The organism is Caproiciproducens lactatisolvens, assembly GCF_052443335.1.
Lineage (GTDB): Bacteria > Bacillota > Clostridia > Oscillospirales > Acutalibacteraceae > Caproiciproducens.
Genome location: NZ_CP195750.1, coordinates 1,427,793 through 1,442,334, shown reverse-complemented (window position 1 = coordinate 1,442,334; position 14,542 = coordinate 1,427,793). Strand labels below are relative to the sequence as shown.

The window sequence follows — 14,542 nt, the reverse complement described above, 5'->3', positions numbered from 1 at the left end:
CATGTTTTACAAATTTATTATTGAAACGGTAAAAATCCGACGACTAAACAGCCGCCGGATTTTTTTATGTTCATTTTTCCCCTTTTTTCCCCATGATATCGCCTGTGTCGCCATTGCTGAGGGAATCGAAGGTATAGGAGTCCAGTTTTTTACGTACAATGGACGAAATCTCGTCGTAGATCTGATGAACCTTACAGCAGGTGTTATGCTGGCAGGCGTACTCGTCCTGCTGGCATCGGCTGATCATATACGGGCCTTCGACCGACTCAATCACTTCCCGCAGGGTGATTTTGCCGGGTTCCCGCGCAAGCATGTAGCCCCCGTGCGCACCCTTGTACGAGACGATCAGGCCGCCCGCCACCAGCTTGCGCAGAATTTTCAGCGCAAACCGCAAAGGCACATGGGCCTGGTCGGAAATGGACCTCGCGTCTATTTTTTGATTGGATACCGCCAGCATTTCCACAATCCTGACGGCGTAATCGGCTTCCAGTGTCATGACCATTGCAGTCATCCCCTTAATCCAGGAAATCTTTCAGCTTTTTGCTGCGGCTTGGATGGCGCAGCTTGCGCAGAGCCTTCGCCTCAATCTGTCTGATACGCTCTCTGGTAACATTGAATTCCTTTCCGACTTCCTCCAGAGTGCGGGAACGGCCGTCTTCCAGACCGAAGCGCAGACGGAGCACCTTTTCCTCCCTGGGGGTCAGCGTGTCGAGCACATCGGCAAGCTGTTCCTTCAAAAGCGTGTGGGAAGCGGCATCCGCCGGCGCCGGGGCGTCGTCGTCCGGAATAAAGTCGCCGAGATGGCTGTCCTCTTCCTCGCCGATCGGCGTTTCCAGAGAAACCGGCTCCTGTGCGACGCGCATGATTTCACGCACTTTGTCCACCGGCATATCCAGCTCTTCGGAAATCTCGTCGGCGGTCGGCTCGTGGCCGTTGGTGTGCAGAAGCTGACTGGAGACCTTCTTTACCTTATTAATGGTTTCCACCATGTGAACCGGGATGCGGATGGTCCTTGCCTGGTCGGCAATGGCGCGGGTAATCGCCTGGCGGATCCACCACGTCGCATAGGTGGAAAATTTAAAGCCCTTGGAGTAATCGAATTTTTCCACCGCCTTAATCAAACCTAAGTTGCCTTCCTGAATCAGGTCCAGGAACTGCATGCCGCGCCCCAGATAGCGCTTCGCAATGCTGACGACCAAGCGGAGGTTTGCTTCGGAAAGGCGCTTTTTTGCGGTCTCGTCCCCGTCGGAAATACGGATGGCAAGGTCGATTTCCTCCTCCGGCGTCAAAAGGGGAACCCGGCCGATTTCTTTCAGGTAAACCTTGACAGGGTCGTCGATCGCGATTCCTTCCGTGCTGAGCGCAGATTCCATGTCTTCGTTTTCGTCCACCTGCGTGTTAAAATCAAGATCATCCAGCGCCGCGTCGGCAAAGTCTTCAATAATTTCCACACCCTGTGCTTCCAGCGTATCATAGAATTTTTCGATCTGCTCGGGTTCAAAATCCAGTTCTCCGATTGCATCCAGAATTTCCTTGGTCGAAAGCTGTCCTTTGCTCTTTCCCTGCTCGATCAATTCCCTGATCACTGTTTTCTTGTCCGGTGCTCCCATAAATTAGTCCCCCTATTTCTTCTGTGACCTCAGCTTTTGCAGGTAATCCTGTATCTCCTGCGGCTCTGCTGAATTTACGTTTTCTACGCTCATTTTTTCATATTCCTGCTGAATAACATCGATATATTCCTCTGCGTCCCGCATCGTGACGGAAACACCGTGAAATTTCGCAAAAATCTTGGCAATGGAAGAAATCTCCTCCACGGAGAACTCTTCCGCTATATCTGTAAGGCTGACCGCCTTAGCATTCCTAATTCTTTCCATTATTGTCCCATATACACGGCGGTTAAACGTTGTCGCAAATTTTTCGGCCGGCAACAGCCTTTCTATTGCTATAGCGTTCTCAGGGTATTGAACAATATACGCAATCAGCGCCTCTTCCGCGCTTGCAGCCCTTAAATGCTGCACTTTTTCGGGATTAATGCTGTCGCGCACACCCGCCGACTGCTGCTGGAACGCCCTGAACGCCTTTTGCTCCTGATTCTTTTTCAGTTTCGAGCGGTTCTTCCGTACCTGCTGCAAAATGGCCGTACGCTCAATTCCGATTTCCTCCGCAAGCTTTCCCGCGTATACCTCCTGCTCAATCGGGTTGTCCAACGTCGCCAGCACCGCGGAAGCACCCGTGAGATAATCTACCCCGCCCTGCGGCGTCTGAATATTGCAGCCCTGCCGGATTTTCTGCAAACGGTATTCCACGTCGTTTCCGCTGGCGTCAATCAGCTGCTTGAATTTCACCCGGCCGTTCTGGCCGTTCGATCGTATGTATTCGTCCGGATCCTTTCCTCCGGAAATCGTAAGCACTTTCACAAGCAGCCCCGCTTCGCGGAGAATCGGGATGGCGCGCGCGGTCGCCTTCTGCCCCGCCTCGTCGGAATCGTAGGAAAGAACCACTTCTTTCGTATACCGCGCCATCAGGCGGGCCTGATTCGGCGTCAGCGCCGTGCCCAGCGTGGCGACCGCATTGGTGAACCCGGCCTGATGCATGGAAATCACGTCCATGTAGCCCTCACACAGGATCAGCTGCTCGGTGCCGCTGTTTTTGGCAAAATTCAGCGCGAACAGAAAATTGCCTTTATTGAACACGGGCGTGTCCGAAGTATTGAGATATTTCGGCTTTTCATCGGTCAGCACGCGGCCGCCGAAGGCAATCACGTTCCCCCTCAGATCGATGATGGGGAACATCACCCGCGAAAAAAAGCGGTCCACAGCTTGTCCCGACCTGCCCTTGAAAGCGACATTGGCCAGAATCATTTCGTTCTGTGTATAACCCTTCTTCTCCAGATATCCCACCAGAGAGTAACGGGAAGCCGGAGCGTACCCCAGTCCGAAATGGCGGATCGTATTGGGCGATAAGGCGCGGCGGTTCAGATAATCCATTCCCGCCTTCCCCTGCTCTGAATTTAATATCGAATAATAGTACCGCGCGGCCTCGCGGTTGATTTCCAGAATACGCGCCCGCAGCCTGGCCATGCCGTCGTCGACCTGGTTTTCCGGCACCTGAATCCCGGCGCGCTGCGCCAGAAAGCGAACCGCCTCCATGTAATCCAGATTTTCAATGCGGCGGACAAACGTAATGACGTCGCCGCCCGCACCGCAGCCAAAGCAGTAAAACGAACCGTTTTCCGGATACACGTTGAAGGACGGCGTCTTTTCATTGTGAAAAGGACAAAGTCCGACCAGATTCCTGCCGCTGTGCCTGAGATTGACATAAGAAGCGACGACTTCGGATATTTCGCAGCGCGCCTTCAACTCCTGCATAAAAGCTTCCGGCAATGGCATATCGTCACCTCATTTTTATTCAAATTTATATTTTCCAGGATTTCGGCACATAAATATCCTGAAACAGCTGGACCGCAAAATGATCGGTCATCCCCGCAATATAATCGCACGCGGCGCGCTCGATTCCGTCCTGCTCCGCAGTCAGGCACATATCGGGCGGGAAACGCTCGGGCCGCTGCAGATAATAGCTGTACAGCGAGCCGATCAGGTTCGGAACCTTTTTCTCTTCCGCCTTTGCGTAAGGATTCAGGTAGACGGACTCAAACATAAAATCGTGCAGCCTGTCAAAGGCCTCCTGAACCCCCGGGTCCATTCTGATTTCCCCGTTCCGGCTGTTGTTCACGACGGAATGGACCAGAGTATCAATTCTTTCCGTCCGCCGTACGCCCAAAACGGATTTGATGTCTTTCGGAATATCGCTTTCCAGCAGTACCCCCGCCCGTTCGGCGTCGTCCATATCGTGATTGATGTAGGCAATCCGGTCCGCCGTACGGACAACCCTTCCCTCGAGCGTCATTGCTTCCCTGCCCTTGGTATGGCACAGGATTCCGTCGCGCACCTCTTTTGTCAGATTGAGCCCGGCGCCGTTTTTCTCAAGCTTTTCCACGATACGCACGCTTTGCTCGTAGTGGCGGAACCCGCCGGGACAAAGCTGGTCCAGCGCCCGTTCCCCCGCGTGGCCAAACGGCGTATGCCCCAGATCATGGCCGAGGGAAATCGCCTCCGTCAGATCTTCGTTCAGCCGGAGCGCCCTTGCTATGGTGCGGGCAATCTGTGAAACCTCCAGCGTGTGGGTCAGGCGCGTGCGGTAGTGGTCCCCCTCCGGGGAAAGAAAGACCTGCGTCTTATGCTTCAGCCGGCGAAAAGACTTGCAGTGAAGGATTTTGTCCCGGTCCCGCTGATAGGGCGTGCGCAGATCGCACTCCTCCTCGGGAACATCCCTGCCCAGCGTATTCCTGGAAAGCGCGGCATAGGACGAAAGGGTCTGTTCTTCAATCTCCTGTGTACGTTCACGGACTGTCATCATATCACCGCCTGTTTCTATAATCCTTTGGGTTTCATATAGATATACGCAGGATGATACAAAATTCCTTCAATTCTCAGGAAAATTTAAAAAACTTTTCTCCTGTGACCTCCGCCCTGCACTGACCGCAGGTGGCATCGGCCAGTTTTTGTTCAAAGGAGCGCATATCTTCGTCGCTCATATGAAAAGATAGCCTTACAGAGTCGGTAAACTCCGCATTGTCCACCGTCCCGCCGCTTTCCGGTATCAGCGCGCTTACTCTGCCGTACTGATTGTAATCGCAGCAAACCTCGACCGTCAGGCAGGTTCTCATCGTAATGATTCCGGCCTGCTCCAGCGCGATGGACGCCCCGTGGGAATAGGCCCGCACAAGGCCCCCGGCGCCGAGCAGAATCCCGCCGAAATACCGGGTGACGACGACCGCCGTATCCACCACGCCGGACTTCATCAGCACGTCCAGCACCGGAATTCCCGCCGTGCCCTGCGGCTCGCCGTCGTCCGAATAGCGCCTGATCTGTCCCTGGCGGAGCGAGTACGCGTAGACGTTATGGGACGCGTTCCAGTTTTTGGATTTTATGGAATTGATGAATGAAACCGCCTCTTCCTCGGTTTTTACGGGCTTTACGCAGCCGATAAAGCGCGAGCGCCTCTCGACAAACTCTGCAAGGGCTTCCTTTTTAACCGTTCGATACTCAACCACGGGCATCCTCCACAAAAAATAAGCGGCGCAGAAAGCCTGCGCCGCCTAAGCTAATCCAAGAAAACTCAATCGTGTCAATTACTTGCCCATACCGTAACGCCTCTTAAACATATCAACACGTCCGCTTGTATCAACAAGCTTTTGCTTACCTGTAAAGAACGGGTGGCACTTGGAGCATATTTCAACGCGGATGTTTTCCTTCGTGGACTTTGTGTTTATAACATTCCCGCATGCGCATGTGATCGTAGTCTCTTTATACTTGGGATGTATATTTTCCTTCATTACCTGTCACCTCTTTCAACCAAACTGCAATTTAACATTTGAATTTTACCATAGAGATTCCAAAATTGCAAGTAAAAAATCGTATTTCAGGAATATTTCTGCTTATTTCGGACTTTGCTTGTGGATATACGCCGCAAATTCTTCCAGGCACATGGAATATTCCCGCATCTTTACGGCGTTGCCGCTGCCGACATACCGAAAATGACGCGGGCTGAACGCCACACCGGTGATCGCGGTCTTTGCTTCGGTGTACCGCAGCACGAAACCGTACTGCACGCTGTTCTTGACAAGCCATTTATACTGCGGTGTAGTGGAAAAATCAGTACCCGCGGTTTCTCCCTCCGCCGCAAACTCCACCGCCATGCCGGTCTGATTTTCATTGTACCCTCCGCGCCCGACGGTATTCTGCACCTGATTTTCCGCCCGTACCTGCGTAAAACCCTGATTCTTCACCAGATCCTGTACGGCGGCGGCAAAGAGCTTGTCCTGCTCCTTCGCGTCCACATAGCCCCTTGTCAGCTTCAGGGGACATCCCGCGGATTTCGCATCGTCCATCATTTTTTGGAGCGCGGGAACGATTCTGGTATCGACGGTGATTCCCTCCAGCTGCCCGGGCTGAACCTGAAAATCAGACTTGATCGGGGTGGACGCGTTTACCACCATTAGATTATAGGAATCGTCGTAGACAGGCAGCGCCCCGCTTTTGGAAGAGGTTTCCTCGACCGTACCGGAAACCGAAGCGGACGCCGGTTTCGTGAACGGATGCTTGAGCTGGGCCCACACCAGAATGGCTCCCGAGGCAACCGAAATACAGACGATGACCGCAATGACGGTCATAACGATTTTTATTTTTCGCACCTGATCGGCATTCCGCCAGCCGGTGCGGCTTTTTATGATTTTTTCTCCGCGTCTGCGCAATGAGCCGCCCCCTTTTCTACGGTTCGCTTTACCGCAATCCGCCAAACCGATTTTCCTTTGCGGATGGAAAACCGGCAGCTTTCTTATAATGATATCATTGTATAACTTAAATCAAATAATTTCAACCGCTTTCTCAATTTCAGGCTTGTATACAATATCTGACAATTCATTTGATTTATGGTGATAAATATAATATCATATATACTGGGTGAAATTTTTGATTTCTATTTTTACGTTAGGATTGGAGTCTTAGAACATGAGAAAAACCAAAATCATATGTACTCTCGGCCCTGCGACAGATAATATCGATGTACTGCGGCAGCTGATGCTCGCCGGCATGGATGTCGCCCGACTGAACTTCTCCCATCAGACCTCTGCGGAACAGAAGGTGCGCGCGGACGCGGTCAAAAAGCTGCGCAGCGAACTCAAGATTCCCGTCGCGCTTCTGCTCGACACCAAAGGGCCTGAGATCCGTGTCAGGGACTTTAATCAGCCAAAAATTACACTGAAAACCGGCGAAAGCTTTACGCTGACCAACCGGGATATTGTCGGTGATGAAACCATTGCTTCCATCACCTTTGAGCGGCTTCCGTTGGAGGTTTCCACCGGGGCCAGAATTCTGATCGACGATGGCCTGATCGAGCTGAAAGTACTTTCCTGCACCGAAACCGACATCCACTGCAGCGTCGTCAACGGCGGGACCATCTCGGCCCATAAGGGAATCAACGTACCGGGCATCAGGCTCTCCCTTCCGTTTATCAGCGAAAAGGACAAGGAAGATATTGCCTTCGCCGTACGGGAGGATTTTGACTTTATCGCCGCTTCTTTTACGCGCAGCGCAAAAGACATCATCGACCTGAGAACGGAGCTGGAAAAGCACAACTGCCATAAAATCCGCATCATTGCGAAAATCGAGAATTCTGACGGCGTGGAAAATATTGACGATATTATCCGGGTATCGGACGGCATCATGGTCGCCAGAGGCGACCTCGGCGTAGAGATTCCGCTTCAGGAAATCCCCGTCATTCAGAAAAAGCTGATCAAAAAGGCTTACAATGCCGGGCTGCAGGTCATTACGGCGACTCAGATGCTGGATTCCATGATCAAGAATCCGCGCCCGACGCGTGCGGAAGCTACCGACGTTGCAAACGCCATTTACGACGGAACCAGCGCCATCATGCTCTCCGGTGAAACCGCCGCGGGGAACTACCCGATTCAGGCTTTGAAGACCATGGCGATCATTGCGGAGCGCACCGAACAGGATATCGATTACAAGGGCCGCTTTGAAAAACGCGATTTCACCGAACAGCCCAATGTCACCTCCGCGATCTCCCACGCAACCTGTACAACCGCTCAGGACCTCGGCGCGGTCGCGATTATGACCGTAACGAAATCCGGCAGAACGGCCCGCATGATTTCCAAGTACCGCCCCGAATGCCCGATCATCAGCGGAACCACCGATCCCACCGTCCAGCGCCAGATGAATCTTTCCTGGGGCGTGGTGCCGATTATGATGGACGAAAAGGACAACACCGACGAACTGTTCGATCACGTAGTCGACGTTGCCCGCAGTCAGGGCCTTGTCAAAAACGGCGACCTCGTGGTGATTACCGCCGGTGTACCGCTCGGCGTTTCCGGCACCACCAATCTTCTGAAGGTCCAGCTGGTCGGCGACGTGCTGGTGTCCGGCATCGGCGTTACCAAGGGCGCCGTCTGCGGCAACCTGTGCGTCTGTGCCGACGAAGACGAGGCTTTGAAAAATTTTAAGGACGGCGATATCCTCGTCATTCCGCAGACCAGCAACAAAATTCTCCGTATCATAAAAAGCGCTGCGGGAATCATCACCGAATTCGGCGGAATGAACTCTCACGCGGCGATTGTCGGGCTGACGCTGGACAAGCCGGTGATCGTCGCGGCGGAAAACGCGGTGCAGATTTTAAAGAGCGGCACGACGGTCACGCTGGACGCGTCCCGCGGCATTGTGTTCAGCGGAATTGAAAAATGTACGCTGTAAGCCATCCGCTCAGCCTCAAAAAAGCCTGAGGTTTCGTATTTGAAAGATACAAAAACAGCCTGACACTGTGGGGAAAACACAGGTCAGGCTGTTTTCATTTCTCTTTAGCTTGCCTCGTAAAAAGCCTTGATTCCCTTATAAGTCATATAGACGTCCAGCTTCGCCACAACCTCAAACGGAGAATGCATCGAAAGAACTGGAACGCCGACGTCGAGAACATCCACATTCAGGTTGGCAATGTATAATGCAACGGTTCCGCCGCCGCCGCCGTCCACCTTGCCCAGTTCGCCGATCTGCCACAGCACGTTATTCTGCTCAAAAATGTTTCTGATTTCGGCGACGAATTCCGCAGACGCCTCGCTGGAGCCGCTCTTTCCCCGGGAGCCGGTGTATTTGGCCATACCGACACCGTCATTGATATAGCAGGAGTTGGTCGGCTCGTACGCGCTGGCGTAGTTCGGGTCATACGCGGCCGTCACATCGGCGGAAAGGCATTTGGATTTGCTTAGAACATGCCTTGCTTCCAGCCCCTCGGCATGAGCCAGGTCGGAAATGAAATAACGCATAAACTGGGAGTTCAGGCCGGTGTTTCCGTCGCTGCCGATCTCCTCCTTGTCGGCCAGAACTGTAAGGATGGTACTGTCGGGCGTTCCGGCATGCAGCGCGGCCATCAGAGCCGGATAGGCGCAGACCCTGTCGTCGTGGCCGTAAGCGCCGATCATGCTGCGGTCGAAGCCGATGTCGGAGGCTTTGAATGCCGGTACGAACTCAATATCCGCGGAGACAAAATCCTCTTCGGTCATACCGTATTTGTCGTGAATCAGCTTCATAATGTTCAGCTTCACCAGATTTTCACCCTCGTCGGCCCGGACGGGACGGCTGCCGGAAACGATGTTCAGGTTTTCGCCCTCGATCGCTTTGGAAAGCTTCTTTTCCATCTGTTCGGCGCTGAGGTGCGGAAGCAGATCGGTTACGCAGAACTGCGGTTCGCCCGGTTCCTCGCCGATGCGGATTTCCACGGAGACACCGTCCTTGCGTACGGCAAGCCCGTGCATGGCAAGCGGAATGGCGGTCCACTGATATTTTTTGATCCCGCCGTAATAGTGGGATTTGAAGAACGCAATATCGTCTTTCTCATAGAGCGGATGGGGCTTCAGATCAAGCCTTGGCGAATCGATATGGGCGGCGGCGATACGCACGCCGTTTTTGCAGCCGTTCTTACCGATCACCGCAAGGATCACAGCCTTTCCGCGGTTGTTGTAATAAACCTTATCTCCCGCCTGATATTTTTTCTGAGGGTCAAAGGGCACAAACCCGGCCTTTTCAGCCGCCTTCAACGCAAAAACGGTCACTTCGCGCTCTGTTTTTGCAAGATTCAAAAACTTTTTGTAATCCTCGCAGAAATCATCGGCTTTTTTAACCGTCTCATCCTCCATTTGAAAATAGCCGTTTTTCCGGTTGAGCAAAAGCTCCTCCGTCAGCTTTTTCAATTCGTCTTTTCCCATATTTTTAGCCATCGATCGTTTCTCCTTTGCTGTTAAATTGATATAGTTTTTTATAATTCGCATAATTTTTTAAAACGGCGTCCACATAGTTCCTCGTCTCCTCGTAGGGGATGCTGTCAAGCACGGCGCCGTCTTTGGAAATATCCGGATTTTTCAGCCACGTGTTTACCGTACCGATTCCGGCATTGTACGCGCTCAGCGCGGTGGCCTTCTCGCTGTACCGTTCAAGCAGAAGGGCCAGAAGCTTGCAGCCGTAACGAATGTTGATGTCCGGCGCGTAAAGGTCCTCTTCCTCATATTTCGTATCGCTTTTCAGCTTGGTCTGTATCCACTCAAAGGTATCCGGCGTCATCTGCATCAGGCCGACGGCCCCGGCGTGCGACCGGGCGTTCGGGTCAAAATTGCTCTCCGCCTTGATCACGGAATAGACCAGCGCGGGGTCGAGCCGGTTGGCCGTCGCCTCTTTCGCCACAAGCTGTGTATATTGAAGGGGATACGCCCTTTTCATAAAAAAAGTATACCCCCGATTCAATGCAAAATAACCGATCAGCAGCAAAACGGCGGCGGCCGCGCAGGCCAGAAGAATTCTTTTAAAATGTTTCATGCATAATCTCCGATAATTCTCTCCAAAAGCTGATTCACTCTTTCCTGGATATCGCCGTCACTCATAGTGCCGGTAAGCTGATATTGCGCGCGGGAGCTGTAATAGGCGTCGTCCTGCTGCGTGCTCATCCGTGCCCTGGCCAGCTCCGGCGTGATGGAATCGCGGTTTACAATGCGGTAAAGCCGGACTTCGGCGGGCGCGGTGACGGCCACGGAGGTCGTGCAAAGCGAATCGGCTCCGCTTTCAAAAAGGAGCGGAGCGTCCAGAATAATCGCCTTCGCCGTTTGTTGCCGGTATTCGGCGATTTTGCGGGTCACTTCCTCTTTGATGAGCGGATGGGTGATCGCGTTCAGCCGCTGTGTGCTTTTTTGATCGGCAAAGGCGCGCTGCGCCAGCAGCGTGCGGTTCAGCCGGTTGTCTTCCCCGACAATATCATTCCCAAATTCGGCTTTTAAAGCCGCAAGGCATTTTTCGTCCGCAATGGTTTCGCGGGCGATCCGGTCCGCGTCCACAATCAGGCAGCCAGCCTTCTGAAAGGCGGCGGCCACGGTCGATTTTCCGGCGCCCGTCGGGCCGGTCAGTCCGATTACCAGATCAGTCAAAATGAAGCACCTCAAATCCAGCCGCGCGGATCAGCCGGTTATAAACGGCAAGGCCCACGCCTTTCGGCTCCGGGCAGCGTGCGTAAACGGTTTTCGCGTGAATTTCGTCAAGGCGGCGCAGTGCGTCGAAAAGCTCGCGCGCCTGCTCGCCGTAATCGTCTTCCCCGCCGTAGCAGACGGTCGGAACCGTCAGCTCCGCATCCTCCCCGCTGTAGCAGAGGGCCGCGGTACCGTCGCCGCCGTGGCTGTTTACATAATTTCTATATGCGTCAAAACTGCCGTCAATGATAATTACGTTCGCTTTCGGCGAATAATGCTTATATTTCATGCCGGGAGAAGAAGCGCGAACGCCTTCCTTCAGCGGATGCAGCACCGCGCTGTCCATTTCCACCGTTCCCAGAACACTGCGGAGCTGCTCCAGCGTAATGCCGCCCGGCCTTAACAGGCGCGGGGGATCGCAAGCTAAGGTAACGACGGTCGATTCCACCCCGACCCCGCAGGGCCCGCCGTCCACCACCGCCTCTATTTTCCCGTCCAGATCGTTCAGGACGTGCCCGGCGGTCGTGGGGCTGGGGTGCCCGGAAAGGTTGGCGGACGGCGCGGCAAGCGGAATCCCCGCGGCATCGATCAGCGCCCTGGCGGCGGGATGGGACGGAAAACGGATCGCGACCGTGCCGAGCCCGGCGCTCACCTCGTCCGGAATTTTGTCCGACTTCGGCAGAATGATCGTCATCGGACCGGGCCAGTATGCCTTTGCCAGCTTTTCGGCTTCGGGCGTTACTTCCCGAACCAGCCGGCCAATCTGGTCAAAATCAGAAATATGTACAATTAAAGGGTTATCCATGGGCCTGCCTTTCGCGGCAAAAATACCGGCGACGGCTTTTCCGTCCAGCGCGTTGGCGGCAAGCCCGTAAACCGTTTCCGTCGGGATGCCGACCAGACCGCCGTCCCTGAGAATCCGGGCGGCGGTAAGGATGTCTTCCCGGTTATTTGCGTTCAGCCTTAGGGTCTGCATACTTTATTCTCTCTCTTCCGATTGGTTGTCTATGGTGTTTTGAAGCTTTGCGGCTCTGTCAGCCGTAATCAAAGCGTCTATCATTTCATCGAGACTTCCATTTAAGATATCGTCCAGGCGGTAAATTGTCAGACCGATCCGATGGTCGGTCATCCGCCCCTGCGGATAATTGTAGGTGCGTATCCGCTCGGAACGGTCGCCGGTTCCCACCTGTGACCGGCGTTCGGAGGCGATTTTTTCGTCGTGCTCCCGCAGCTTCGCCTCATACAGCCTGGAACGCAGCACTTTCATTGCCTTGTCTTTATTTTTGTACTGGCTCCGCTCATCCTGGCATTCCACCACCGTGCCGGTAGGCAGATGGGTGATCCGGATCGCGGAGGAGGTTTTATTGATATGCTGGCCGCCCGCTCCGCTGGAACGGTAGGTGTCGATCTGTAAATCCTTCGGATTGATCTCGATTTCCACTTCGTCGGCTTCCGGCAGAACGGCGACCGTGGCGGTGGAAGTGTGCACCCGGCCCTGCGTCTCCGTTTCCGGCACGCGCTGCACGCGGTGCACGCCGCTTTCATATTTCAGGCGGGAATACGCCCCGTCGCCGGTAATCATAAAGCTGATTTCCTTAAATCCGCCCAGCTCTGTTTCGCTGACGTTCAGAATTTCCGTTTTCCAGCCCTTCGTTTCCGCGTACATGCTGTACATACGGTACAGGACGGCTGAAAAAAGGGCGGCTTCCTCGCCGCCGGCACCGCCCCGGATTTCAACGATGACGTTTCGGTCGTCATTGGGGTCGCGCGGCAGAAGCAGGATTTTCAGCTTCTCGGAACACCGCTCGATATCCGATTTCGCGGCCTGAAACTCCTCGTCGGCCATTTCCTTCAGATCTTTATCGAGGCCGCCGTCCTCCAGCAGCTCGCGCGCTTCCGCCATGGAGCGGACGGCCTTTTGGTATTCCCTGTATTTTTCGACGATGGGCGTGATATTTTTATGCTCCTTCATCAGTTCGGTATATAGTGTCTGATTGGATAAAACCGAAGGGTCATAGAGCTTCTGGTTCAGCTCCTCATACCGTTTTTCAAAAACTTCCAGATTTTCAAACATAGTCATTCTCCTTTATTGATTCTATTGATAAATAAAGGAGCTACAATTCATGCTGCGGCTCTTCTCTGATAATCTTTTTGATATTTTTTTCGCATTTCAGTCTGGGGACCATGATCTCATGCCCGCAGGAGGTACAGCGAATTTTAAAATCCATGCCGGAACGAAGAACAAGAAAGGTTTTACTTCCGCATGGATGCGCTTTTTTCATCTGCAAAATATCACCCGGCCTGACATCCATGTTAAGCACCCCGCTTTCCTCAATTTACTTTCTTTAGAACACATATAATATAGTATATCACTAAATCCGCTGAACCTACAATATATTTTTCATATTTGCTTGCCCGCTTACTGGGAAAAAGGGTATAATCTGTTTATAATTATGAAATAAAGGCCGTGATCGCATGTCTACGAAGGACGAAATATTAAAATACCTGCAAGGGCGCAACGACTATGTTTCGGGCGGGGAGCTCAGCGAGCAGCTGCTGGTCTCCCGCACCGCCGTATGGAAGCACATCAACACCCTGAGAAGCGCGGGCTATGAAATCGAATCCGTTACAAACCGCGGCTACCGCCTTGTTTCCTCCCCCGATCAGATCACGCCGGAGACCATTCTTTCTGGTCTGAAAACAAAAGCGCTCGGAAAAACCGTTTTCAGCTTTGACAGCATCGATTCCACCAACGCGCAGGCAAAACGCCAGGCTCTTTCCGGCGCTCCGAACGGCAGTTTGTTTATTGCGGAGCGGCAGACCGGCGGCAAGGGCCGCCTTGGCCGTACCTGGGAATCCCCTTCCGGAACGGGGCTGTGGTTTTCCGTGCTGCTGCGGCCGGACAGCCTGCCCGTACAGGTAACGGGCATCACGCTCTTAGCCGGGCTCGCCGTCTGCCGGGCGATCCGAAAACAGACGGATACCCCGGCCATGATCAAATGGCCGAACGACATTGTGATCGGAAGCAAAAAGGTCTGCGGCATCCTGACGGAAATGGCTGCGGAAATCGACCGGATCGAGTACGTCGTCGTCGGCATCGGCATCAATGTGAATATGGAAAATTTCCCCGACGAGCTGTCCGGAAAGGCAACCTCCCTGCGCAGGGAATGCGGCCGGCCAATCGCCCGTATAGGACTGCTTCAAAAAATCCTGAAGGAATTCGAAGAGATTCTGTGCGATGATATCGACCGTCCCGAAGCGATCCTTGCGGAATACAAAACGCTCTGTGTTTCCTTAAACCGCACCGTCGCCTTTACCCGGAACCAGCAGTCCGTCACCGCGACGGCGGTGGATATCTCCCCCGCCGGGGAACTGATCGTCCGGTGCGGGGACGGAAGCCTGTTATCCATCAACGCCGGAGAGGTCGCCGTACAGGGAATATACGGGCAGACATAAAAACTCGCT

Annotated in this window: 15 protein-coding genes; 2 read left to right on the top strand and 13 right to left on the bottom strand. The window is 53.6% G+C overall.

Features of this window, described 5'->3' with window-relative positions; genetic code table 11:
* Positions 1-70 precede the first annotated feature (70 nt).
* The 7 genes from ACRQV7_RS07075 to ACRQV7_RS07045 all read right to left on the bottom strand — a co-directional run bounded on the left by ACRQV7_RS07075 (position 71) and on the right by ACRQV7_RS07045 (position 6,313).
* Positions 71-502 (bottom strand): RrF2 family transcriptional regulator, encoded by a 432-nt coding sequence (locus tag ACRQV7_RS07075; protein WP_038323928.1) that lies wholly within the window; start codon positions 500-502, stop codon positions 71-73.
* A gap of 13 nt (positions 503-515) precedes the next feature.
* The gene (gene rpoD, locus ACRQV7_RS07070; protein WP_275717779.1) at positions 516-1,610 is read right to left on the bottom strand and encodes an RNA polymerase sigma factor RpoD; all 1,095 of its coding nucleotides are present in this window, start codon (positions 1,608-1,610) and stop codon (positions 516-518) included.
* A 12-nt stretch (positions 1,611-1,622) separates the two neighbouring features.
* Complete coding sequence (gene dnaG, locus ACRQV7_RS07065) at positions 1,623-3,389, bottom strand: DNA primase (protein ID WP_444659971.1); 1,767 nt, start codon at positions 3,387-3,389, stop codon at positions 1,623-1,625.
* Positions 3,390-3,414: 25 nt separating this feature from the next.
* Positions 3,415-4,413, bottom strand: coding sequence for a deoxyguanosinetriphosphate triphosphohydrolase (locus tag ACRQV7_RS07060; protein WP_444659969.1), 999 nt, complete (start codon positions 4,411-4,413; stop codon positions 3,415-3,417).
* Positions 4,414-4,489: 76 nt separating this feature from the next.
* Positions 4,490-5,113, bottom strand: a complete 624-nt coding sequence (locus ACRQV7_RS07055) for a YigZ family protein (protein ID WP_444659967.1) — start codon at positions 5,111-5,113, stop codon at positions 4,490-4,492.
* 78 nt (positions 5,114-5,191) lie between these two features.
* Positions 5,192-5,395 (bottom strand): 50S ribosomal protein L31, encoded by a 204-nt coding sequence (rpmE, locus tag ACRQV7_RS07050; protein WP_444659966.1) that lies wholly within the window; start codon positions 5,393-5,395, stop codon positions 5,192-5,194.
* A 102-nt stretch (positions 5,396-5,497) separates the two neighbouring features.
* On the bottom strand, positions 5,498-6,313 hold the full coding sequence (locus tag ACRQV7_RS07045; RefSeq protein WP_444659964.1) for a M15 family metallopeptidase: 816 nt from the start codon (positions 6,311-6,313) through the stop codon (positions 5,498-5,500).
* Positions 6,314-6,569: 256 nt separating this feature from the next.
* Between ACRQV7_RS07045 and pyk the strand changes: the two genes are divergently transcribed.
* The gene (pyk, locus tag ACRQV7_RS07040; protein ID WP_444659963.1) at positions 6,570-8,327 is read left to right on the top strand and encodes a pyruvate kinase; all 1,758 of its coding nucleotides are present in this window, start codon (positions 6,570-6,572) and stop codon (positions 8,325-8,327) included.
* Positions 8,328-8,431: 104 nt separating this feature from the next.
* On the opposite strand, the gene ACRQV7_RS07035 is transcribed toward pyk, so the two are convergent.
* Genes ACRQV7_RS07035 through ACRQV7_RS07010 form a run of 6 tightly spaced genes read right to left on the bottom strand, consistent with a single transcriptional unit; the run spans position 8,432 to position 13,389 of the window.
* Positions 8,432-9,844: an aminopeptidase gene (locus ACRQV7_RS07035; protein ID WP_275717773.1), complete on the bottom strand. Its 1,413-nt coding sequence runs from the start codon at positions 9,842-9,844 to the stop codon at positions 8,432-8,434.
* On the bottom strand, positions 9,837-10,436 hold the full coding sequence (locus ACRQV7_RS07030) for a lytic transglycosylase domain-containing protein (protein ID WP_444659962.1): 600 nt from the start codon (positions 10,434-10,436) through the stop codon (positions 9,837-9,839). The genes ACRQV7_RS07035 and ACRQV7_RS07030 overlap by 8 nt, the downstream gene beginning before the upstream one ends.
* Positions 10,433-11,038: a dephospho-CoA kinase gene (coaE, locus tag ACRQV7_RS07025; protein ID WP_444659961.1), complete on the bottom strand. Its 606-nt coding sequence runs from the start codon at positions 11,036-11,038 to the stop codon at positions 10,433-10,435. Before coaE ends, ACRQV7_RS07030 begins: the two co-directional genes overlap by 4 nt.
* Entirely contained in the window at positions 11,031-12,053 is a 1,023-nt protein-coding gene (locus ACRQV7_RS07020) for an L-threonylcarbamoyladenylate synthase (protein ID WP_444659960.1), read from the bottom strand. Before ACRQV7_RS07020 ends, coaE begins: the two co-directional genes overlap by 8 nt.
* Positions 12,054-12,056: 3 nt before the next feature.
* Positions 12,057-13,151, bottom strand: coding sequence for a peptide chain release factor 1 (gene prfA, locus ACRQV7_RS07015; protein WP_444659959.1), 1,095 nt, complete (start codon positions 13,149-13,151; stop codon positions 12,057-12,059).
* Positions 13,152-13,191: 40 nt separating this feature from the next.
* Positions 13,192-13,389, bottom strand: coding sequence for a DUF951 domain-containing protein (locus tag ACRQV7_RS07010; protein WP_038323909.1), 198 nt, complete (start codon positions 13,387-13,389; stop codon positions 13,192-13,194).
* A gap of 163 nt (positions 13,390-13,552) precedes the next feature.
* Between ACRQV7_RS07010 and ACRQV7_RS07005 the strand changes: the two genes are divergently transcribed.
* The gene (locus ACRQV7_RS07005) at positions 13,553-14,533 is read left to right on the top strand and encodes a biotin--[acetyl-CoA-carboxylase] ligase (RefSeq protein WP_444659958.1); all 981 of its coding nucleotides are present in this window, start codon (positions 13,553-13,555) and stop codon (positions 14,531-14,533) included.
* Positions 14,534-14,542 lie beyond the last annotated feature (9 nt).